General features: G+C 65.1%; 18 protein-coding genes. 9 read left to right on the plus strand and 9 right to left on the minus strand.

Translation table 11 applies throughout. The features are described from left to right. The first annotated feature begins 94 nt into the window (after positions 1-94). Positions 95-1,756: an ABC transporter permease gene (locus tag QWY79_RS04565; protein ID WP_290270364.1), complete on the plus strand. Its 1,662-nt coding sequence runs from the start codon at positions 95-97 to the stop codon at positions 1,754-1,756. Here QWY79_RS04565 and QWY79_RS04570 read toward each other — a convergent pair. Further along, a complete protein-coding gene (locus QWY79_RS04570) occupies positions 1,703-2,824 on the minus strand; it encodes an ABC transporter ATP-binding protein (protein ID WP_290270320.1) in 1,122 nt (373 codons plus the stop codon). The genes QWY79_RS04565 and QWY79_RS04570 overlap by 54 nt on opposite strands. A 223-nt stretch (positions 2,825-3,047) precedes the next feature. Between QWY79_RS04570 and QWY79_RS04575 the strand changes: the two genes are divergently transcribed. Next, the gene (locus tag QWY79_RS04575) at positions 3,048-4,079 is read left to right on the plus strand and encodes a Fe(3+) ABC transporter substrate-binding protein (protein ID WP_290270321.1); all 1,032 of its coding nucleotides are present in this window, start codon (positions 3,048-3,050) and stop codon (positions 4,077-4,079) included. Positions 4,080-4,189: 110 nt separating this feature from the next. Here the strand turns inward: QWY79_RS04575 and polA are convergent, their stop codons facing one another. Continuing rightward, positions 4,190-6,955 (minus strand): DNA polymerase I, encoded by a 2,766-nt coding sequence (polA, locus tag QWY79_RS04580; RefSeq protein WP_290270323.1) that lies wholly within the window; start codon positions 6,953-6,955, stop codon positions 4,190-4,192. 152 nt (positions 6,956-7,107) lie between these two features. Here polA and QWY79_RS04585 point away from each other — a divergent pair, with 152 nt between their 5' ends. The 3 genes from QWY79_RS04585 to QWY79_RS04595 all read left to right on the plus strand — a co-directional run bounded on the left by QWY79_RS04585 (position 7,108) and on the right by QWY79_RS04595 (position 11,103). Further along, positions 7,108-7,398, plus strand: a complete 291-nt coding sequence (locus QWY79_RS04585; protein WP_290270325.1) for a DUF2782 domain-containing protein — start codon at positions 7,108-7,110, stop codon at positions 7,396-7,398. Positions 7,399-7,532: 134 nt separating this feature from the next. Next, positions 7,533-8,492: a homoserine kinase gene (locus tag QWY79_RS04590; protein WP_290270328.1), complete on the plus strand. Its 960-nt coding sequence runs from the start codon at positions 7,533-7,535 to the stop codon at positions 8,490-8,492. A gap of 268 nt (positions 8,493-8,760) precedes the next feature. Next, the gene (locus QWY79_RS04595) at positions 8,761-11,103 is read left to right on the plus strand and encodes a glucose/quinate/shikimate family membrane-bound PQQ-dependent dehydrogenase (RefSeq protein WP_290270330.1); all 2,343 of its coding nucleotides are present in this window, start codon (positions 8,761-8,763) and stop codon (positions 11,101-11,103) included. Positions 11,104-11,231: 128 nt separating this feature from the next. Here the strand turns inward: QWY79_RS04595 and QWY79_RS04600 are convergent, their stop codons facing one another. The 4 genes from QWY79_RS04600 to QWY79_RS04615 all read right to left on the minus strand — a co-directional run bounded on the left by QWY79_RS04600 (position 11,232) and on the right by QWY79_RS04615 (position 14,841). After that, positions 11,232-11,897: a fumarylacetoacetate hydrolase family protein gene (locus QWY79_RS04600; RefSeq protein WP_290270331.1), complete on the minus strand. Its 666-nt coding sequence runs from the start codon at positions 11,895-11,897 to the stop codon at positions 11,232-11,234. Between the two features lie 60 nt (positions 11,898-11,957). Then, on the minus strand, positions 11,958-12,917 hold the full coding sequence (gene thpD, locus QWY79_RS04605) for an ectoine hydroxylase (RefSeq protein ID WP_290270334.1): 960 nt from the start codon (positions 12,915-12,917) through the stop codon (positions 11,958-11,960). A 154-nt stretch (positions 12,918-13,071) separates the two neighbouring features. Continuing rightward, complete coding sequence (locus tag QWY79_RS04610) at positions 13,072-13,773, minus strand: metal-binding protein ZinT (protein ID WP_290270336.1); 702 nt, start codon at positions 13,771-13,773, stop codon at positions 13,072-13,074. A 78-nt stretch (positions 13,774-13,851) separates the two neighbouring features. Beyond that, a complete protein-coding gene (locus QWY79_RS04615; RefSeq protein WP_290270338.1) occupies positions 13,852-14,841 on the minus strand; it encodes a zinc ABC transporter substrate-binding protein in 990 nt (329 codons plus the stop codon). Between the two features lie 132 nt (positions 14,842-14,973). On the opposite strand from QWY79_RS04615, the gene QWY79_RS04620 reads away from it, so the two are divergent. Both QWY79_RS04620 and QWY79_RS04625 read left to right on the plus strand, forming a co-directional pair. After that, complete coding sequence (locus tag QWY79_RS04620; protein WP_290270340.1) at positions 14,974-15,702, plus strand: metal ABC transporter ATP-binding protein; 729 nt, start codon at positions 14,974-14,976, stop codon at positions 15,700-15,702. Beyond that, positions 15,699-16,505: a metal ABC transporter permease gene (locus QWY79_RS04625; protein ID WP_290270342.1), complete on the plus strand. Its 807-nt coding sequence runs from the start codon at positions 15,699-15,701 to the stop codon at positions 16,503-16,505. The genes QWY79_RS04620 and QWY79_RS04625 overlap by 4 nt, the downstream gene beginning before the upstream one ends. 12 nt (positions 16,506-16,517) lie before the next feature. On the opposite strand, the gene radA is transcribed toward QWY79_RS04625, so the two are convergent. From radA to QWY79_RS04640, 3 genes are all read right to left on the minus strand, one after another. Then, positions 16,518-17,900, minus strand: a complete 1,383-nt coding sequence (gene radA / locus QWY79_RS04630; protein WP_141321896.1) for a DNA repair protein RadA — start codon at positions 17,898-17,900, stop codon at positions 16,518-16,520. A gap of 88 nt (positions 17,901-17,988) precedes the next feature. Further along, positions 17,989-18,441: a copper resistance protein NlpE N-terminal domain-containing protein gene (locus QWY79_RS04635; protein WP_290270345.1), complete on the minus strand. Its 453-nt coding sequence runs from the start codon at positions 18,439-18,441 to the stop codon at positions 17,989-17,991. Positions 18,442-18,551: 110 nt separating this feature from the next. After that, a complete protein-coding gene (locus tag QWY79_RS04640) occupies positions 18,552-19,448 on the minus strand; it encodes an AEC family transporter (protein WP_290270347.1) in 897 nt (298 codons plus the stop codon). Between the two features lie 120 nt (positions 19,449-19,568). Here QWY79_RS04640 and hisC point away from each other — a divergent pair, with 120 nt between their 5' ends. Both hisC and gloA2 read left to right on the plus strand, forming a co-directional pair. Next, positions 19,569-20,624 (plus strand): histidinol-phosphate transaminase, encoded by a 1,056-nt coding sequence (gene hisC, locus QWY79_RS04645; protein WP_290270349.1) that lies wholly within the window; start codon positions 19,569-19,571, stop codon positions 20,622-20,624. Positions 20,625-20,673: 49 nt separating this feature from the next. Beyond that, entirely contained in the window at positions 20,674-21,087 is a 414-nt protein-coding gene (gloA2, locus tag QWY79_RS04650) for an SMU1112c/YaeR family gloxylase I-like metalloprotein (RefSeq protein ID WP_290270350.1), read from the plus strand. Positions 21,088-21,358: the final 271 nt, after the last annotated feature.

Raw genomic sequence — 21,358 nt, forward strand, 5'->3', positions numbered from 1 at the left:
CAGGGGGCGCGACGGCTGCTATCATTCGCGCCTTGGCCCACTGGACACGCCCGGGAGGCTGCACGCCTTGTCCCGCACAGACCCTGCCACCGCCATTCGGCCGGTTTCCGGCCGTCGCTTCGATGCCTGGAGCCTGCTGACGCTCGCCATCGCGTCCATCGTCGCGCTACCCGTGCTGGTGGTACTGGCGCACATCGTCATGCCCACGGACGGCATCTGGCAGCACCTGGCCAGCACCGTTCTCGGACGTTATCTGACCAACACCCTGTTGCTGGTGCTGGCGGTGGGCATCGGCACCTTCGTCATCGGCACCGGCACGGCCTGGCTGGTGGTGATGTGCCGTTTCCCCGGTCGCCGCCTCTTCGAGTGGGCCTTGTTGCTGCCGCTGGCGGTACCGACCTATGTGATCGCCTACGCCTATACCGATTTCCTGCAATATGCGGGGCCGCTGCAGAGCTGGCTGAGGGAGGCGTTCGGCTGGGGGGCCGACGACTACATCTTTCCCGAGATCCGCTCGCTGGGCGGCGCCGCCATTCTGATCACCCTGGTGCTCTACCCCTATGTCTACATGCTGACCCGGGCGGCGTTCATGGAGCAGTCGGTGTGCATGCTGGATGTCGGTCGCACCCTGGGACGCGGGCCCTGGCGGCTGTTCGGCGGCATCGCCATTCCCCTGGCACGGCCGGCCATCGTCGGCGGCGTCTCGCTGGCGCTGATGGAGACCCTCAACGAGTTCGGCGCCGTGCAGTACTTCGGTGTGGATACCTTCACTACCGGCATCTACCGCACCTGGTTCGGCATGGGCGAACAGGTCGCCGCCGCCCAGCTGGCCGCCTGCCTGCTGACCTTCGTGATCGTGCTGGTGCTGCTGGAGCGGGCCTCGCGGGGTCGGCGACGCTATTTCCAGACCACGGGGCGTTATCAGCGCCTGCCACAATTCGCGCTGACCGGCTGGCGTGCAGCCGCGGCCTGTCTGGCCTGCCTGATGCCGATCCTGGTGGGCTTTCTGCTGCCCGGCGGCTTGCTGGCCTACCTGTCACTCACCGACGGTGACAGCCTGTTCGGCGCGGCCTTTCTCGAGTTCGCCGGCAACAGCCTGGTTCTGGCGGTTCTGGCCTCGCTGTGCGCCGTGGCCCTGGCGCTGCTGTTGAGCTATGGCGCGCGCCTCAATCCGGGGCCTATGACCCGCAGCGCCACACGCATCGCCGCCATGGGCTATGCCATCCCCGGCTCGGTGGTGGCGGTGGGCATCCTGATCCCCTTCGCCTGGCTGGATGATCAGATCAATGGCTGGCTGCGCGAGCACTATGGCGTGATGGCCGGGCTGATCTTCAGCGGCTCGGCCTTCATCCTGATCTATGCCTATGTGGTGCGCTTCCTGGCGGTGTCCTTCAATGCGCTGGAGGCCAGCCTGGGCAAGGTCACGCCGAGCATGGACGCGGCGGCCCGCACCCTGGGCGAGACGGCCAGCGGCACGCTGCGCCACGTGCACACGCCGATCATGCGCGGCAGTCTGCTGGCCGCCGCCATTCTGGTCTTCGTCGATGTCATGAAGGAGCTACCGGCGACCATCATCCTGCGTCCCTTCAACTTCGATACCCTGGCCGTGCGCGCTCACAATCTGGCATCCGACGAGCGCCTGGCCGAGGCCTCTACGGCCTCGCTGGCCATCGTCGTCGTGGGCATCATTCCGGTCGTGCTGTTAAGTCTCGCCATGCGTGGCTCCCGCCCCGGCGGGAAAGACGAACACCTGTGAGGTGTCCAGGCGCAGCGCCACCGGCTGGCCCGGCTCGGGCAGAAAGACCCCCGGAACCCGCGCATGCAGATGCGACTCGCGCCCCGGACCATGTGCGCAGATATGCAGCAGGCTGGTACGCCCCAGCAGCTTGGCCATGATCACGTGACTGTGATGGTCCGCCGGCGGCGCGTCGAGCGCTTCGACCGACAGGGCCTCGGGCCGGACCAGCACCTGGGCCGAGGCCCCATCCGCCATCCCCGGGGCGGCCACCTCGCCGACCGCGGTACTGACGTATCCATCGCTCACCACGCCCGACAGCTCGTTCACTGACCCGAAGAAGGTGACCACGAAGGGGTCGACCGGGTGACAGTAGAGCTGCCGGGGCGTACCGGTCTGGACGATGTGGCCATCGCGCATCAGGGCGATGCGGTCGGCCATGAACATCGCCTCTTCCGGGTCGTGCGTCACCAGCAGGGCCCCGGCACCCTGCTGCTTGAGCACGTGCAGGGTGTCATCCCGGATGCGGTCGCGCAGCCTGGCATCCAGGCTCGAGAAGGGTTCGTCGAGCAGCATCAGGCCGGGCTCCGGCGCCAGGGCTCGGGCCAGCGCCACACGCTGCTGCTGGCCACCGGACAGGGTATGCGGATAACTCGCGGCGTGGTCTGCCATGCCCAGCTGCGCCAGCAGTTCCTGCGCCCGCTCACGGCGTTGCCGGGCCGGCAGGGCCTTGAGCCCGAAGGTCACGTTCTCGAGCACGCTGAGGTGCGGAAACAGCGCCGCCTCCTGGAACGCCAGGCCGACGTTGCGGCGTTCCGGCGGCACGTGTGGCCGGCCCAGGGAGCGCCCATCCAGGCTCACCTGCCCCGCCTGCAAGACTTCGAGCCCGGCCACGATGCGCAGCAGGGTCGTCTTGCCGCAGCCCGAGGGCCCCAGCAGACAGACCACCTCCCCCTGGCGGACGCTCAGGTCGATGCCCGCCACCGCCCGGTGCCGGCCATAACGGTGCTCGACATCCGTCAGGGTCAGAATATCGAGTGCCTCGGAGCGAGGCGCTTCAACGGCATTCGCTGGGGTCTCGTGTTGCATGGGGATCGCCGGCACAGGAATTCAGTGGACATGGTAACGCGAAAGCGACTGTAAAGGGTTGTCATTGGCAAGGCTGCCACCTCCTTCGCCGTGCATCCGGGTCAACTTTTGCGCCGTGCATGGTTGACGTTTGCCCCCTCAGCCGCTTCAATGAGTCATGACATTGAATGCAATACATTATCATTCTAATTAATTTTCCATCCACATCGACAGGATGTCCGCCATGTCACACACCCCACGTTATGCCCTGCCGCTCGCCGTCATGCTGACCGGCTCGGCCTTCGCCGCCAACGCCACCGCCGACGGCGAAGTGAATGTCTACTCGGCGCGTCACTATGACTCCGACCAGGCGCTCTACGACGCCTTCACGGAAGAGACCGGCATCGAGGTCAATGTGCTCGAGGGCGGCTCCGACCAGCTCATCCAGCGCATCAAGCGCGAAGGCGAAGCCAGCCCCGCCGACGTCATGATCACCGTCGACGCAGGCCGCCTGTGGCGTGCCGAGCAGGAAGACACCTTCGCCGGCGTGGAGTCCGAGACACTGAGCGAGCGCCTGCCCGACTCCATGCGCCACCCGGAAGGCAAGTGGTTCGGCTTCAGCCAGCGCGTACGGGCCATCTTCTATAACCCCGAGGAAGTCGACGCCGAGCAGCTGACCAGCTACGAGGATCTGGCCGATCCGCGCTATGAAGGCCAGGTCTGCATTCGTTCGTCCAACAACATCTACAACCAGTCGCTGCTGGCCTCGCTGATCGCCCATCACGGCGCCGAAGAGGCAGAAGCCTGGGCCCAGGGCGTGGTCGACAACATGGCACGCGACCCGGAAGGCGGTGATACCGACCAGATCAAGGGCGTGGCCAGTGGCGAGTGTGACATCGCCGTGGCCAACCATTATTACTACGTGCGCCTGATGCAGTCCGACGATGCCGCCGACCAGGAAGTCGCCGACAAGGTCGAGATCATGTTCCCCAATCAGGACGACCGCGGTGCCCACGTCAACGTCGGTGGTGCCGGTGTCGTGCAGAACGCGCCGAACCACGACAACGCCGTGCGCTTCCTGGAATTCCTGGCCTCCGACCAGGCGCAGGAGCATCTGGCCGCCGGCAACTACGAGTTCCCGGTCGTCGAGGGGGCCGAGAAGAGCGACGTGCTGGAAGGCTGGGGTGATTTCAAGAAGGACCAGCTGAACATCAGCGAGCTGGGCAAGAACAACCCCGAAGCGATCAAGATCTTCGACCGCGTCGGCTGGCGCTAAGTAAGAAGGGTTGATTGGCGTCGTCTCTCGCCGCGTCAATCAACGCTCGGTTGATCCATCAGGCCCGTGGCACTCGCCGCGGGCCTGATGCGTTACGGGCCGGCGAGGCGTCAGTGAGCCTCGTCCCAGTTGGCACCGCTCTCGGCTTCGACGGTCAGCGGCACATCCAGCGCGGCGGCGCCCTGCATGCGCGCCTTGACCTCGTCGATGAAGGTCCCGACCTCGTCTTCCGCGACCTCGAAGACCAGTTCGTCGTGCACCTGCATGACCATGATGGCGTTCCTGTCGGCCTGCGCCAGCCAGGCGTCGACGTCGATCATGGCACGCTTGATGATGTCCGCCGCCGTGCCCTGCATCGGGGCATTGATGGCGGTGCGTTCGGCGCCCTGGCGACGGTTGCGATTCTGGGAGTGAATCTCCGGCAGATGGAGGCGGCGCCCCATCACCGTCTCGACGAAGCCATCCTCCGCCGCCTGGGCGCGGATGCGCTCCATGTAGCGGGCCACGCCGGGATAGCGGTCGAAGTAGCGGTCGATATAGACCTGCGCCTGGTTGCGCTCGATGTGCAGTTGACGCCCCAGCCCCCAGGCGCTCATGCCGTAGATCAGGCCGAAGTTGATGGCCTTGGCGCTGCGTCGTTGCTCGCCGGAGACCTGATCGAGGGCTACGCCGAAGACCTCGGCGGCTGTGGCGGCGTGAATGTCGCGCCCCTCGGCGAAGGCATCGAGCAGACCCTTGTCACCGGACAGGTGCGCCATGATGCGCAGCTCGATCTGCGAATAGTCCGCCGCCACCAGCCGATATCCCGGCCGCGCCACGAAGGCCTGACGGATGCGCCGCCCCTCCTCGGTGCGAATGGGGATGTTCTGCAGGTTGGGATCGGACGATGACAGTCGCCCGGTGGCCGTGACCGCCTGATGATAGCTGGTATGCAGGCGTCCGGTCGCGGCCACGACCAGTCGCGGCAGCTTGTCAGTATAGGTCGAGCGCAGCTTGGACAGGCCGCGATGCTCCATGATCACCTTGGGCAGGGGGTAGTCCAGCGCCAGCTCCTCGAGCACCCCCTCGGCCGTCGAGGGGGCGCCCTTGGGCGTCTTCTTGAGGACCGGGATCTTCTGCTCCTCGAACAGGATCTGCCCGAGCTGTTTGGGCGAACCCAGGTTGAACTCGCGCCCGGCCAGTTCATGGGCGCGCTGCTCCAGCTCATGGATGCGCTCGCCGAGCTCGCGGCTCTGCACGTGCAGGCGTTCCGGGTCCAGCGCCACACCGTTGCGTTCCATGCGCGACAGCACCGGCACCAGCGGTCGCTCGACCGTGTCGAGGACCTCGGCCAGGCGGCCCTGTGACTCGACCTGCGGTCGCAGTATCTGGTGCAGCCGCAGGGTGATGTCGACATCCTCGCAGGCATAGGGCGCGGCCTGCTCCAGTGCGACCTGATTGAAGGTCAGTTGCTTGGCGCCCTTGCCGGCGATGTCGGTGAAGCTCTGGGTGGTCTCGCCGAGATACTTCAGCGCCAGCGAGTCCATGTCGTGACGGGTGGCGGTGGAATCCAGCACATAGGACTCGAGCATGGTGTCGTGCAGTGCCCCGGCCACGGGGTAGCCATGACGCGCCAGCACCGAGACATCGTATTTCAGGTTCTGGCCGATCTTGGCCTTGCCGGCATCCGCCCACAGCGGTGCCAGCGCCTCGAGCACCGCCCGACGATCCAGTTGCTCCGGTGCATCCAGGTAGTCATGAGCCAGCGGGATGTAGGCCGCCTCGCCGGGCTCCAGGGCCAGGCCGACACCGACGATATCGGCTTCCATGTAGGACAGGCTGGTGGTTTCCAGATCGAAGCAGAAGGCCTCGCTGGCCGCGAGCCGCTCGAGCCACTCGTCGAACGTGGCCTGCTCGGTGATGACCACATCGCGGCGCGGCTCCCGGTCCTCGCTCGACGCTGCGCTTTCCTCCGGCGCCGCGGCACTGCCCCCGGCCACATCATCGACGCCGGCGTCACTGCCGTCCTTCAGCTCGGCCAGCCAGGTCTTGAACTCCATGCGGCCATACAGCTCCGCCAGACGGTCGCGATCGGGCTGGGCGATATGCAGATCATCCAGGCCCACCGGCAGCTCGCAGTCGGTCTTGATGGTCGCCAGCTCGTAGGACAAAAAGGCCTGCTCGCGGTTTTCCTCGAGCTTTTTCGGCAGCGTCTTGGCGCCGCGAAAACTCAGCGTCCTGACTTTCTCGAGATCGCCATAGATGGTCTCCAGGCCGCCCTGCATACCCTGCAGCAGGCCGATGGCGGTCTTTTCGCCGACACCGGCCACACCGGGAATGTTGTCGACCTTGTCACCCATCAGGGCCAGGTAGTCGATGATCAAACTCGGCGGCAGGCCGAACTTGGCCTCGACGCTCGCCGGGTCGAGGGTTTCATCCTTCATGGTGTTGACCAGGGTGATGTGCCCGTTGACCAGCTGGGCCATGTCCTTGTCGCCGGTGGAGATCACTGCATCGCGACCGGCCTCGGTGGCATGACGCGCCAGGGTGCCGATGACATCGTCGGCCTCCACCCCCTCGATGCACAGCAGCGGCAGCCCCAGCGCCCGCACGCAGTCATGCAGCGGCGCCACCTGGGAGCGCAGGTCATCCGGCATGGGGGGGCGCTGCGCCTTGTACTCGGCGTACAGCTCGTCGCGAAACGTCTTGCCGGGGGCATCGAACACCACTGCCATGGGGCTGTCGGGGTAATCCTTGATCAGCCGCTTGAGCATGTTCAGCACGCCCTTGACCGCCCCGGTGGGCTGGCCATCGGAGGTCATCAGCGGCGGCAGGGCATGAAAGGCTCGATATAAATAGGAAGAACCGTCGACGAGTACGATGGGAGTGTTGGCCATGAGTCGGCATCCATTGATGTCTGAATAACGCAGGTCGTGGAACCCGGAAAGTAAATGCAGTTCTAATGCCCCATGATACGCATTGCCGGCGATGTTTGCCGTGATGCCGTCGCGTCGTACACTGGACGCCGATGACCGCCCCGGAGGTAACCATGCCGTTTTCATTTCGTTCGCTAGCCCTGTTGCTCGGCCTCAGCGCCCTACTACTGTCCGCTACGCCGGCGATCGCCCAGTCGGGGACTCCTGAACCCCAGGTCACCACGCGCCAGGAAGACGATCGCACCCTCAAGGAATATCGCCTCAACGGTCAGCTGTTCGCCATCGAGGTGCGCCCGGCCTCCGGCGCCAGCTACTACCTGATCGACCGGGAGGGTGGCGGCGACTTCGAGCGCCAGGACGGCGGCAGCCTGAGCATTCCGGCCTGGGTGCGCGAGGATAGCTGATCGGGCCCTGACTGCGTAAGCGGCGGCCCCGAGTGTTCACCGGAACACTTTTGCACGATTCCCGCCCCGGATTCGTGCATCGAGGCACCAAGCCGCTACAATGGACGATTTGAGATCGTCTGCGCGAGACCCCAATGGCCGTATTCACCCCGCTTACCGACGCTCAGGTCGCGACCTTTCTGGAGCGTTTCGACGCCGGCTCACTGGTTGCCGTCGAGGGCGTGCCTGCCGGCACGGAGAACAGCACCTTCTTCGTCACCACCGACCGTCAGGAACTGGTGCTGACCTTGTTCGAACAGGGCGAGCACGAGGAGCTGCCCTTCTTCGTCGAGCTGCTCGACTACCTGGACGAGCACCGCCTGCCCGTTCCCGGCCCCTTGCATGACCATGATGGCGTCGCCCTGCACAGCCTGGCCGACAAGCCGGCACTGCTGTTTCCACGCCTGCCGGGCCGCCACCCCCACGAACCCGATCTGGCCCAGTGCCGTGCGCTGGGTGATGCCCTGGGCCATATGCACAAGGTCTCGCAGCACTTCCCCGGGCATCGCCCCAACCCGCGCGACCTGCACTGGCTCCTGCCCATGCACCACAAGGTGCTGGCGTATCTGTCCCACGAGGACCAGCTGTTGATGATGGACGAGCTGGAAGCCTACCAGGGCTATTTCGAACGGCTGCCGGAACTGCCCCAGGGCGCCCTGCATGGCGACCTCTTCCGCGACAACACCCTGTTCGATGGTGAGCGCCTGGGGGGCATGATCGATTTCTACAACGGCTGTACCGGCGACCTGCTGTTCGACCTGGCCATCGTCATCAACGACTGGGCGACCCGCGACGACGGCCGCCTGGACGCCGAGCGCTACGCGGCCATCCTCGGCGCCTATCAGGCACAGCGCCCGCTGGACGCCAATGAAGTCGATGCCTGGCCGATGATGCTGCGCATGACGGCATTGCGCTACTGGCTCTCGCGCCTGCTGGTGGTCTACGTGGATCCGCCGGCCCACGACCTGACTCCCCATGACCCGGACCGCTTCCGCACCATCCTCAAGCAGCGCCTGGCCGAGGCACCATTGCCTCTCCCCGCGCCTGCGGCGTGAAAGCTGGGCAAGCCCTGATGCTCGGCCGGACACAACCGCCGGACGCCCGTCCGGCACGCTCCCGCCGGGCTGGCGCTTTAATTCTCAGGCTAACTATTATATCATTGAGCGGTAACCTCTTCGCCTGAATCCCTCGCCGCACGCGGGTTGCACGCACCTCGTCCACGCCTCTTGCCGTCCTCTTGTGGGGATCCGACAGGCACCCTTTGCGTCGACCACGGCCACGCGGCCATATTCCAGGTACCTTCCTTGGCAAGGAGCTAGGCTCATGTTCATCGTTTCACTCATCTTCTGGCTCGTGGGGCTGGCGCTGTTGGGGGGCGGCATCTGGCTGATCACCCTCGACGGTAGCTGGTACTACGCACTGACCGGCGTACTCCTGATCGTGGTCGGTGCCATGACGCGTTCGCGGCGCCCCACGGCCCAGCTGCTCTATGCCCTCTTCCTGATCGCCACCGCTGCCTGGTCGCTGTGGGAGTCAGGGTATGACTGGTGGCCCCTGGCGACCCGCCTGGGCCTTTTCCTGATACTCGCCATCCCGCTGCTGATACCCGCCAAGGGCGCCAGTCGTGCCGGCCTGGCCGTGCTGCTGCCCGTCTGGGCGATCATCGGCGTGGGCACCCTGGCCAGCATGGCCGTGGACCAACACCGTGTCGAAGGCGAGCTGAATCGCGATGTGGTCGCCGAGTCTCCGGATACCGGGGATTCGCCCAGGGAGAGCTGGCACGCCTACGGGCGCAGCAACATGGGCCAACGCTTCTCGCCGCTCGAGCAGATCACGCCACAAAACGTCGATGACCTGGAGCTCGCCTGGCAGTACCGCACCGGCGACATGATGGGCCCGGACGACGTCACCGAAACCACCTACGAGGCCACACCGCTCAAGGTGGGAAATTCGCTGTTCGTGTGTACGCCGCATAACTGGCTGATCGCCCTGGATGCCGACACCGGTCAGGAGCAGTGGGTCTATGATGCCAAGGTGCCCGCCGAAAGCTCGCGCCAGCACCAGACCTGCCGCGGCGTATCCTATCTGCCGCCCAGTGACGGCGAGCCGGATAGCCTTGAGGTGCAGGCCGCCAGCCAGCCGGCGGAAGACCAGGACCCCATGCAATGCGATGGCCAGCTGTTCCTGCCGACCTCCGATGCCCGCCTGGTCGCGGTCGATCCGGCGACCGGCGCGCGCTGCGAGAACTTCGCCGACAACGGCGAGCTTGACCTGATGCACAACATGCCGTTCAAGCAGGACGGGTTCTATTACTCCACCTCGCCCCCCGTGGTGGCCGACGGCAAGGTCGTCGTGGCCGGCTCGGTCAACGACAACTATGCCGTCGAGTCGCCGTCCGGCGTGATCCGCGCCTACGACGCCAGGACGGGAGAACTGGTCTGGAACTGGGACGCCGGCAATCCGGACGAAACGGCACCGATCGCCGAGGACGAGACCTACTCCACCAGCTCGCCCAACAGCTGGTCGATCGCCAGCGCCGACGAAGAACTGGGCATGATCTACTTCCCCATGGGCAACCGCACGCCGGACCAGCTCGGCATGTTCCGCAGCCCGGCGGAAGAGAAGTACGCCAGCTCCGTGGTGGCCTTGAGCCTCGAGACCGGCCAGGTCGAGTGGGTCCAGCAGTTCGTGCACCATGACCTCTGGGACATGGATACACCGGCGCAGCCCAGCCTGCTCGATCTCGAGACCGAACAGGGCACCCAGCCGGCGCTGGTGATTCCCACCAAGCAGGGCGATGTCTATGTCCTGAACCGCAAGACCGGTGAGCCCATTCTGCCGATCTCCGAGAAGCCGGCTCCGCAGGGCACCATCGAGGGCGATTACGCCGCGGAGACGCAGCCGGTCTCCAGCCTCAGCTTCCGGCCGCCCAAGCTGCAGGAATCCGACATGTGGGGGGCGACGCCGCTCGACCAGCTGATGTGCCGCATTCAGTTCAAGTCGCTGCGCTACGAAGGGCAGTACACGCCGCCTTCCGAGCAGGGCACCATCGTCTTCCCGGGCAACTTCGGCGTCTTCAACTGGGGCAGCATCGCCGTCGACCCGAAGCGTCAGGTGATGTTCGGCATGCCGCTCTACCTGGCCTTCACCTCGACGCTGGTGCCCAAGGACGGCGCCGACCTGGGCAAGACCAACCAGGGCGAGCAGGGCATCAACGAGAACGCCGGCGCGGACTACGCGGTCGACATGAAGCCCTTCCTGTCGCCGCTGGGCGTGCCCTGCCAGCAGCCTCCCTGGGGCTATGTGGCCGGCGCCGACCTGCGGACCGGCGAGACCGTCTGGAAGCACAAGAACGGTACCGTCGAGGACATGACGGCCCTGCCGTTGCCCATCAAGATGGGCGTACCCGGTATCGGTGGCCCCGTCATCACCGAGAGCGGCCTGGTCTTCATGGCGGCCAGCGTGGATGACTACCTGCGCGGCTATGACCTCGAAACCGGCGAGCAGCTGTGGCAAGCCCGGCTGCCGGCCGGCGGACAGGCCACCCCGATGACCTACCTCAACAGCGAGGGCGAGCAGATGGTCGTCCAGGTTGCCGGGGGACATGGCTCCATCGGTACCACCATCGGCGACTACGTCGTGGCCTATAAGCTCAAGGCGCAATAGGCCTGACGCCAGGACAGCCTGCGGGCTGTCCGGCAGACGCCACCTACGACAAGGCCCCGCCGGGACGCGCCCGGCGGGGCCTTGTCATGCATGGCGCCGAGTCACTCCCTGCCCCGGCTGGCGCCACCTTATTCCGCGACGCGCGTCTGTATGTGCAGGCCGCCGGTCATCTGCAAATCGAGGCTGGCACCACGCGGCAGCTCGCCGACACCGGCCGGCGTGCCCGTCAGGATGACGTCGCCGGGCAGCAGGGTGAAATGCCGGCTCATCTCGGCCACCAGCACCGGCACCGAGAACAGCATCTCGGCGCCCAGGCCATGCTGGCGAGGCTCGCCGTTTACCGCCAGGTCGAATTCCAGCGCACTCCAGTTGGGCGCCTCGACAAGCGGCAGGAATGCCGACAACGGACAGGCGCCATCGAAGGCCTTGGCGATTTCCCAGGGATGCCCCTTGTCCTTCAGACGGGTCTGGACATCCCGCAGCGTCAGATCCAGTGCCAGGCCGAGGCCCACGATGGCCCGCTCGGCCAGATCCGGTGCGGCATCGCTGAGCGGCTCGCCGATCAACAGCGCCAGCTCGGTCTCGTAATGCACCTCGCCCCACGTGAAGGGCGCCTCGATGACCGCCTCCATGTCCACCGCACTGGTCGCCGGCTTGAGAAACAACAGCGGCTCATCGGGCACCGGCGAGTCCATTTCCCGGGCATGCTCGGCATAGTTGCGACCGACGCAGACGATCTTGCCCAGGGGTTCGGGAAACTCGCGGCCGTCGGTAAAGCGGGGAACGAAACGCATGGTCGACTCCTTCTGCGGGTGAGGCCGAATAGTGGGCCAGGCCCTCAGTCTACGCGTGCGTCAGGCATGCGGCGACCAGCTTTCATCCGGCGCATGGGCAAGGAAGCGCGGACGCTGCCGATCCGCGGCGAAGGGCTCGCCACAGCGGTTGTCGCGCCGGTTGTAGACGAAAAAGGCGTTGCTGCGTGGGTCCGGTGACATATTGGCATTGGAGCCATGCAGGGTATTGCAGTCGAACAGCAGCAACCCGCCCGCCGCGCCGGTGGGCGCCTCGATGCCATGGCGGTCGATCAGGCGACGCAGGGCATCACGCCCCGGCACACCGAACTCCTGTTGCTTGAGTGACTGGCGGTGATGGTCATCCGGCGTTTCCCCCAGGCAGGGAATGAAGACCCGATGGGAGCCCGGCACCAGCATCAGCGGGCCATTGAAGGTATGGTTGTCGGTGAGCACGATGGAGGCACTGACCGCATGCATGCCGGGCATGCCGTCCTCGGCGTGCCAGGTCTCGAAATCCGAGTGCCAGTTGAATCCCTGCCCCTCGAAACCCGGCTTGTAGTTGATACGCGCCTGATGCACATAGGGCTCACCCCCGAGGATCTGACGGGCACGACCGACCAGGCGATCGTCGTTGGCCAGACGGCTGAAGAGCCGCGACAGGAAATGCACGGCAAACAGGGAACGAATCTCGTTGCCGCGGGGTTCGGTGATGGCGAACGGCTGGCCGCGAAAGTCATCGCGGTCGAGCAGCGCATCGAGCTCGCCACGCAGGGCCTGGAGCTCTTCGCCACTCAGGAAGTCGGGCTCGAACAGAAAGCCCTGTCGCTCGAAGCGGGCAAGCTGCTCGGTGGACAGCGGGCCCTGACTGGCCTCGCCCTTGACGACGGGTTCGCGACGATTGAGCCACGGCAGGTCCAGCGGTTCGCGCAGGCGGGTCGGATAGGGATCTTCCCCCGGCCCCGGAGCACTGCGCACGCGGGTCTCGGACAACGGTCGGCTGGACGATGTCTGCACTGACATCCAATACCTCCTTTGGCAAAGTCGGAATGGTTTCAGATTCGATCTCGTGACCGATCGAGGGCCCCATGCGGGGCCCTCTTCAACAGGGTGAGGTTATCCACGTCGGCTTTCAAGCCCCGGCAACCCGGGTCGGGGCCGGCCGCGACCCCGACCGTCAATGCGCTTTCATTGCCTCGACGATCTGCTCGCCACTAAAGCTCGAGGGGTAGTAGGTCGGCCAGTTCTTGACCTCTTCCAGCAGGGCGGCGCGATCATCCCCCCAGTAGAGGTGGTAGTGGCCGGCATCGGTGGGAAAGATGCTGTGGTCACTGAACTGGATGTAGTCCGGCAGCTCGTCACCGCCTTCCTCGAGCTCGAAGATGTAACGCACGCCACGATTGCCGGCCGCGTAGGTCAGGATCTCGTAGCCATCATAGGCATACTCGCCGGACATCGTCTCGCCGTCTTCATGAAAGACCACGGTCTGACCATCGATTTCGATGCGATCGACATCCGTCTTGTAGCCGCGCTGGTAGTACTGTTTGAACTCCTCGGCGGTCTTCTCATCGCTCTTCTCCGCCTTGTGGGCCATGACAGGATCGAGCGTACCGTCCTGCAGATAGGGGTAGACCGACTGCCAGTCGCCTTCCCAGTCAGACAGCGCGCGATCCTTGACCTGGCTGTCATCGAAGTAGCCCGCATGGATATCACTATCATGGTCATGGCTGTGGTCGTGGTCGTGGTCGTGGTCGTGGCTGTGTTCATGGTCATGTTGATGCGAGTCGCCGCTCTCCTGCGCCAGGGCCAACTGTCCAGCGGTCATGGTCAGCAGGCCAAGGGCAAGGATGCCCGCAGGTTTGACATACGTCGGATTCATCGAAGTTCTCCTTGATGGTTGCATTGAGCCGGGGCGTTCGCCCCGAGCGTAAAGACTGCCGTTCCGGGAAGAGGCGGATCAGGTGGCCGATGCACAGTCGGCGACACCCTCTGCCAACTGCTGCAAGAGCCTGGGGTAAAGTGACTCACCAGGCGTCAGGTCGGCCCCCAGGGGATCGATCACGATGGAAGTGTTCACACCTGTCGGGCCGAAGACGTTGTCGACCAGCTGCGGGTTGAACTGCGGCTCGCTGAAGACGCAGTCGACACCCAGCTCCGTGACCGTGTTGCGCAGCTCATCGATACGTGCCGGACTGGGATCCGAGGCATCACCCAGGGCAATAGCGCCGGCAGCGGAGAGATCGAAGCGCTGTTCGAAATACTGATAGGCATCATGGAAGACGATGAAGCGGGTATCCCGAGCACCCTCGAGACGCGCCTGGAGATCGGCAATCAGCTCATCGAGCTCCGCCTTGCCGAGGCGCGCGTTTTCCTGATAGGTCTCGGCATGCTCGGGATCGGCCTTCACCAGTGACTCGGCGATGGCATCCAGCCAGACCCGGGCGTTGGCAGGATCCAGCCAGGCGTGCGGATCCGTGCCGTCGTGGGAATGGCCATGCGCTGCGTGGTCATGTCCTTCATGGGCATGGGCGTGATCGTGCTCATGGTCATGTCCTTCATGAGCGTGGGCGTGATCATGCGCCTCGAAGGTGGCCCCCTGACGGAAGTCCAGGGTCCGGGTTCCCTCCACGTCCAGCAGGGGCACGCTATCGGCATCAGCGGCCAGGCTGTCGATCGATTCCCCCAGCCAGGGCGCCAGTGCTTCACCGACCCAGAACACCACATCGGCGCGTTCCAGGGCGGAAGCCTCGGAAGGTCGCATGGAATAACCATGCGGCGATGCGCCGGGCTGGATCACCAACTCGGGAGAGCCCAGATCGCCCATCACACGGTCGACCAGCGAATGCAGCGGTGGAATATCGACCGCCACATCGGGTACATCAGCGGTGGCCATGGCCGGCACTCCGGCTCCCAGCAGGGCCACCCCCCAATAACGGACTCGCAACATCATGATCTCCTTGATCAGCAGGTGAAGCGCAATTGAGCGATGCGTATTTATGTTATAACATAACGTTTCTGTCAAGCCGACCAGACAAACCGATCGGCCTGGCAACGCTCGCAAATTGCCGGCAGGTGCCTCATGACATTGCTGACCATCGAAAATCTTGATGTCGATCTTGGCGGCCAGCCAATCCTCGACAACATTCACCTGACCCTGGAGAGAGGCGAGATCGTCACCATCGTCGGCCCCAACGGTTCGGGCAAGACCACACTGCTGAAAGCCATCATCGGCGCGTTGTCCCCGGCATGGGGAAGGATTCGACGCAGCCCGGGGCTGGTGATGGGTTATGTGCCCCAGCGCCTGCACCTTGACGCGACACTGCCGATGACCGTCGATCGCTTCATGCGGCTCCCCGGCCGACACTCCCGGGCGGGCATCGACCAGGCGCTGGAGAGCGCCGGCGCCGCGGGCCTGGGCAGGCTACAGATGAGTTCGCTATCGGGGGGACAGTTCCAGCGCATCCTGCTGGCACGGGCGCTGCTGGGGTCACCGGACCTGCTGATTCTCGATGAAGCAACCCAGGGGCTGGACCAGCAGGGTGTCATCGACTTCTATCATCAATTGGAGTCCGTGCGTCACGAGCTGGGCTGCGGGGTATTGATGGTCAGCCACGAATTGCATGTGGTGATGCGCACCTCGGACCGCGTGGTCTGTCTGAACCGCTCGATATGCTGCGAGGGCACGCCGGAAGGTGTCGCGTCCTCGGCGGCCTACCAGACCCTGTTCGGCCAGGGCGTGCCGGATGCTCTGGCCGTGTATCACCATGACCACAGCCCCCGACCGACACTCCAGGAGCTGGCATCATGATATTGGATGACTTTCTGGTACGTGCCGCCCTGGCGGGTATCGGCGTGGCCCTGGCCGCCGCGCCCCTGGGCTGCTTCGTGGTATGGCGACGCATGGCCTACTTCGGCGATGCCACGGCACACGCCGCCGTGCTGGGCGTCGCCCTCTCGCTGGTACTCTCCACCTCGATTCTGGCCGGGGTGCTGGTCACCTCCCTGATCATGGCCACGCTGGTCTCGTCGCTGAGTGGCCGAGGCTATGCCATGGATACCCTGCTCGGTGTCATGGCGCACTCGGCGTTGGCATTGGGGCTGGTCGCCGTGTCCTTCGTCTCCGGGGTACGGATCGACCTGATGGCCTACCTGTTCGGCGACATCCTGGCCGTCGGCAAGCTGGATCTGGCGATGATCTGGGCCGGCGCCGTCATCGTGCTGGGGCTGATGCGTTGGCGCTGGTCCAGCCTGCTGACTGCCACGCTGAACAGCGACCTGGCCTGCGCCAGCGGCATCGACCCCGGGCGAGAGCAGTGGATTCTGACCCTGTCGCTGGCCGTGGTCGTGGCGGTGGCTCTCAAGGTGGTCGGCGTGCTGTTGATCGCCGCCCTGCTGATCATCCCCGCTGCCACGGCACGCCCCTTCAGCCGCACACCGGAAAGCATGGCCCTGCTGGCCGCGATTTGCGGTGCCGGCTCCACCACCGGGGGGCTGCAGGCCGCCTACTGGCTGGATACGCCGACCGGGCCGACCATCGTCAGTCTGGCGGCCGTACTGTTCATGCTGTCCAGCCTGGTCGGACAGGCTCGTGCACGCCGGCATGCACAGTGATCCTGGTGGCTGTTACAGGGCTTCCAGTGCATCGGACAGCTTGTCGACGGGCACCACTTCCATGCCTTCGGGAGACTGCTTGGGGGCATTGCCGCGCGGCACGATGGCCCGCTTGAAGCCATGCTTGGCCGCCTCGACGATCCGCTCCTGGCCGCTGGGCACCGGGCGAATCTCGCCGGACAAGCCGACTTCGCCGAAGACCACCAGCTCGCGCGGCAGCGAGCGGCTCTGCAGGCTCGATACTACGGCCAGCAGCACAGCCAGATCGGCACTGGTCTCGAGCACCTTGACCCCGCCGACCACGTTGAGGAAGACGTCCTGATCACCGGTGAACAGGCCCCCATGGCGGTGCAGTACGGCCAGCAGCATGGCCAGCCGGTTCTGGTCGAGCCCGACGGCCACGCGCCGCGGATTGCCCAGCGCCGAGTCATCGAGCAGGGCCTGGACTTCCACCAGGATGGGCCTTGTGCCTTCCCAGACCACCATCACCAGGCTGCCCGGGGCCTGCTCTTCATTGCGCGACAGAAAGATGGCACTGGGGTTCTTCACTTCCTTGAGGCCATGCTCGAGCATGGCGAACACACCCAGCTCGTTGACGGCCCCGAAGCGGTTCTTCAGGCCACGCAGGGTGCGAAAGCGCGAGTCGGCGCCACCCTCCAGCAGCAGCGACGCATCGATCATGTGCTCCAGCACCTTGGGGCCCGCCAGGGTGCCATCCTTGGTGACATGGCCGACCAGCATCAGCACCGTGCTGGACTGCTTGGCGAAGCGTGTCAGGGCAGCGGCGGACTCCCGCACCTGGGCCACGCCACCGGGCGCCGAGGCGATATCCTCGAGGTGCGTGGTCTGGATGGAGTCGATGATCAGCACATCCGGGCGCTCACGCTCGGCCACGCCGAGAATCGTCTCGATACTGGTCTCGGCCAGCATCTGCAGGCCCTGGGTCGGCAATTGCAGGCGCCGGGCCCGCATCGCCACCTGGCTCAGCGACTCTTCCCCGGTGACATACAGCACCCGGCGTTGCTGGGCCTGCTTGCAGGCCGTCTGCAGCAGCAGGGTGGACTTGCCGGCGCCGGGGTGGCCACCCAGCAGGACGGCGGAGCCCGGTACCAGGCCGCCGCCGAGGACACGGTCGAACTCCTCGAAGGTCGAGGTCAGCCGCGGCACCTCCCCGAGGTCGACATTGGCCAGGTCGACCACTTCACGCGATACGGCTCCGCTGTAACCACTGCGGCCGGCACCCCCACCGCTGCCACCAGCGGCGCCGGGGCGCGCAGCGGAGAGCCGCACCTCGCTCAGCGTGTTCCACTCCTGGCAGCTGGAACACTGCCCCTGCCATTTACGATATTCGGCACCGCACTCGGTGCAGACAAAGGCACTCTTGGCTTTGGCCATCGGGATCTCGTCGAGGGAATACGTTCAGGAGCTGGACAAGCGAAGGGCGGCTGATCAGCCGCCCTTCGACATCACTCGGTGTCGCGCATCACATCCGCTGGAGGCGCAGGGCCTCATTGTTCTGGAAGCGACGACGCTGCGGATCGATCAGCTCCAGGGTCTGCGGGTTGACGCGCAGGAAGTAGTAGACCTGGCCGTCACCATTCGGCGTCAGCTCGTAGACCGTGGCTTCCGGATTGTCGGCGGTGCCATCGAGGACGCTCCAGTTACCGGAATAGGTTTCCTTGGGCGGGTTTTCCGGATGGCCGCGATAGGCCGCTTCCAGGTCGAAGGTGCGTTGCGCGGCTGCGCTCTCTTCGCTGCCTTCCATGGTCACGTTCAGGTCGATCCCCTGGCAGTTGCGGCAGGGCAGCGTGCCTTGATAGGTCTGCTCGGTGCTGGTCATGCCCGCGTCACTCGTGCCCTGATCGGTGGGGCCCGATGCGCAACCCGCCAGCATGGCGAGCATCGCCGTACCCGCCAGCAACATCCTGATTTGCATATTCGTTCTCCTAACCAGTGGTCTTGGCGCCGTCATTCACGGCTGCCTGTTCAATAGCATAACCTGTCGTGCCTACAGCGGACAGTCGGAGCGCTACCAGGTTCCATGAGTCATGATGCCATTGGTCGCACCTGTTCGAACACCACCCATAGCAGCAAGGGCATCACCAGCAGGCTTCCCAGGTTGCCGATCAACACCAGGGAGGCGACCTGATGCGGTTGCTGCCGGTATTGTTCGGCGACCAGATAATTCAATACCGCCGGCGGCAGCGCGGCAAAGACCCACAGCGCGGCCGCCGAAGTGCCCGAGAGGTCCAGCAGCAGAACCATCGGCAGCGCCATCAGCAGACCGGACAGCGGACACAGCACGGCCCCCAGCAACCCCAGACGCCACTGGGAGAAATCGATGTCGAGCATGCGCACGCCCAGCGCGAACAGCATCAGGGGAATGCTCACCCCGCCCAGCATGTGCATGGACTCGAGCAACCAGGGCGGCAGTGTCAGGCCACTGACATTGACACCCAGCCCGGCGATGCTCGCCACCACGATCGGCATTCTCAACAGCCGCCACAGGGGCGTACGCGGGTCGAGCATCCACAGGCCCACCGAAAAATGCAGCAGCATCTCCACGATGAAGAGCACCACGGCCGCCGGCAAGGCCGCCTCGCCAAAGGCCAGCACGATCAGGGGAAGCCCCATGTTGCCGGCATTGTTGAACATCATGGGCGGCAGGAAGGTGCGCACGTCCAGCTTCAGCCAGCGCGCCAGGGGCCACAGCACCACGCCGGAGCCCAGCACAACCACACTGCCCGCCAGGGCGAGGCGAGCATGATCGGCCAGCGGTGCCTGGCGATCGGCCAGTGCCGCGAACACCAGCAGGGGCACGAACAGCTCCATGTTCAGGGTGTTCAGGCTGCCAGTGTCCGGGCGCCGGACACGCCCATAGAGGCTACCGCACCCGGCGATCAGGAAGACCGGCAATAAAGTGGCAAGAATCTGGGCAAGCATACGGCGTCATCCATGGCGAGCGAAGCGTCTTCACGAACGCGCAGCCTAACACCCTGGCGGCTTGCGCGGCTGCGGCGAGCGGGTCACCATGTTCGCACGATTTCCCGCGAGCGAGAGACCATGAGCAAGTTCTGGAGCCCCAAGGTACACGAGCTGACGCCCTATGTGCCCGGCGAACAGCCCCGCGAACGGCTGATCAAGCTGAACACCAACGAGAACCCCTACCCGCCGGCCCCGGGCGTCGAGGCCGTGCTGCGTGAGTTCCCGGTGGATCATCTGCGGCGTTACCCTGACCCGGACTCCAGTGCACTCCGCGCGGCACTCGCCGGGGAGCTGGGTGTCGAGCCGCAGCAGGTGTTCGTCGGCAACGGCTCCGACGAAATCCTGGCCCTGGCCTTCCAGGCCTTCTTCTGCCACGGGCGCCCCCTGGAGATGCCGGAAGTCACCTACAGCTTCTATCCGGTCTACTGTCGCCTCTTTGATGTCACGCGGCGCGCCCTGCCGCTGGATGCTCAGTGGCGCGTCGACCTGGAGGCGTTCACCACCGACAGCAGCGGCGCCATCTTTGCCAACCCCAATGCGCCAACCGGCCATGGCCACGATCGTCAGGCGATCCAGGGCCTGCTCTCGCGGGTAAAGGACTCGGTGGTGCTGATCGATGAAGCCTATGCCGACTTCGGCGGGGAAAGCGCCATCCCGCTGGTCGCCGAGCATGACAACCTGCTGGTGACCGGCACCTTCTCCAAGTCACGCAGCCTGGCCGGACTGCGCCTGGGCTATGCGATAGGCTCCCGGGAGCTGATCGAGGGGCTCGAACGGGTCAAGGACTCCTTCAATTCCTATCCCATCGACAGCCTGGCCAGTGCCGTCGGCATCGCCTCGCTGGAGGATCGCCAGCATTTCGAGGCCTGCCGCGAGGCCGTCATTACCACCCGCGAGCGGACTCGCGAGCGTCTCGAGTCACTCGGTTTTCATGTCCTGCCCTCGAAGGCCAACTTCCTGCTGGTCAGCCACGCCTCGCTCGACGCCGCCCAGCTGTTCGTCGACCTGCGCGAGCGCGGCATCCTGGTGCGTCACTTCAATACCGAGATGCTCAATAATTACCTGCGCATCTCCATCGGCACCGAGGACGAAATGGACTCGCTGGTGGAAACCCTGGAATCACTCTGCCGCTGATGGCTGAAACGCCGCCCCTGCACGGGGCCTTTTCTGCACGGGACCTTCGATGACCCAGCCGACGCAACGCTTGCCGCTCGAACGTGTACACCATGTGGCCCTGATCACCGCCGACTATCCGCGCGCTCGTCGCTTCTACCTCGACGTCCTGGACGCCGAGATCATCGAGGAGACCTATCGTGAGGCGCGCGACAGCTACAAGCTGGATCTCAGGCTACCGGGCGGCATTCAGCTGGAGCTGTTCTCCTTCCCCGCACCGCCGCCACGCCCGAGCCGCCCCGAAGCCTGCGGCCTGCGCCACCTGGCCCTGGCCACCCGGGACCTGGATGCCTGCCTCAGCCTGCTGCAGGCGCGCGGTACCGAAGCGGAACCCGTGCGCGTGGATGAGCTCACCGGAGCACGTTTCAGCTTTCTCGCGGACCCCGACGGCACCCCCATCGAGCTCTATGAAGTGAACGCCTGAAGGCCAGGGCATCGCCTGACACCCTGACATAAAAAAATCCCCCGGGAAGGCCCGGGGGATTTTTCATGTAAGTGCCTGACGATAACCAGGGCGGCTCTCCGCAACTCTCCAGGGGAACTCCCCTCCCTGACCAGCGCGCCATATTGGGGAAACATTCTTCCATAAAAAAACCCCAAGCCTTTCGGCCCGGGGTTTTTTCACTGTAGATGCCTGACGATGACCTACTCTCGCATGGGAACTCCCACACTACCATCGGCGCTGAGCGGTTTCA

Source organism: Halomonas sabkhae (assembly GCF_030409265.1).
Taxonomy (GTDB): domain Bacteria; phylum Pseudomonadota; class Gammaproteobacteria; order Pseudomonadales; family Halomonadaceae; genus Halomonas; species Halomonas halmophila.

Coding starts and splice junctions, on each gene's coding strand:
- QWY79_RS04635 (WP_290270345.1), bottom strand. CDS start 18,441: ATGCAAATCAGGATGTTGCTGGCGGGTACGGCGATGCTCGCCATGCTG.
- polA (WP_290270323.1), bottom strand. CDS start 6,955: ATGGCCAACACTCCCATCGTACTCGTCGACGGTTCTTCCTATTTATAT.
- QWY79_RS04575 (WP_290270321.1), top strand. CDS start 3,048: ATGTCACACACCCCACGTTATGCCCTGCCGCTCGCCGTCATGCTGACC.
- QWY79_RS04600 (WP_290270331.1), bottom strand. CDS start 11,897: ATGCGTTTCGTTCCCCGCTTTACCGACGGCCGCGAGTTTCCCGAACCC.
- QWY79_RS04590 (WP_290270328.1), top strand. CDS start 7,533: ATGGCCGTATTCACCCCGCTTACCGACGCTCAGGTCGCGACCTTTCTG.
- QWY79_RS04585 (WP_290270325.1), top strand. CDS start 7,108: ATGCCGTTTTCATTTCGTTCGCTAGCCCTGTTGCTCGGCCTCAGCGCC.
- gloA2 (WP_290270350.1), top strand. CDS start 20,674: ATGACCCAGCCGACGCAACGCTTGCCGCTCGAACGTGTACACCATGTG.
- QWY79_RS04570 (WP_290270320.1), bottom strand. CDS start 2,824: ATGCAACACGAGACCCCAGCGAATGCCGTTGAAGCGCCTCGCTCCGAG.
- QWY79_RS04620 (WP_290270340.1), top strand. CDS start 14,974: ATGACATTGCTGACCATCGAAAATCTTGATGTCGATCTTGGCGGCCAG.
- thpD (WP_290270334.1), bottom strand. CDS start 12,917: ATGTCAGTGCAGACATCGTCCAGCCGACCGTTGTCCGAGACCCGCGTG.
- radA (WP_141321896.1), bottom strand. CDS start 17,900: ATGGCCAAAGCCAAGAGTGCCTTTGTCTGCACCGAGTGCGGTGCCGAA.
- QWY79_RS04615 (WP_290270338.1), bottom strand. CDS start 14,841: ATGTTGCGAGTCCGTTATTGGGGGGTGGCCCTGCTGGGAGCCGGAGTG.
- QWY79_RS04595 (WP_290270330.1), top strand. CDS start 8,761: ATGTTCATCGTTTCACTCATCTTCTGGCTCGTGGGGCTGGCGCTGTTG.
- QWY79_RS04625 (WP_290270342.1), top strand. CDS start 15,699: ATGATATTGGATGACTTTCTGGTACGTGCCGCCCTGGCGGGTATCGGC.
- hisC (WP_290270349.1), top strand. CDS start 19,569: ATGAGCAAGTTCTGGAGCCCCAAGGTACACGAGCTGACGCCCTATGTG.
- QWY79_RS04640 (WP_290270347.1), bottom strand. CDS start 19,448: ATGCTTGCCCAGATTCTTGCCACTTTATTGCCGGTCTTCCTGATCGCC.
- QWY79_RS04610 (WP_290270336.1), bottom strand. CDS start 13,773: ATGAATCCGACGTATGTCAAACCTGCGGGCATCCTTGCCCTTGGCCTG.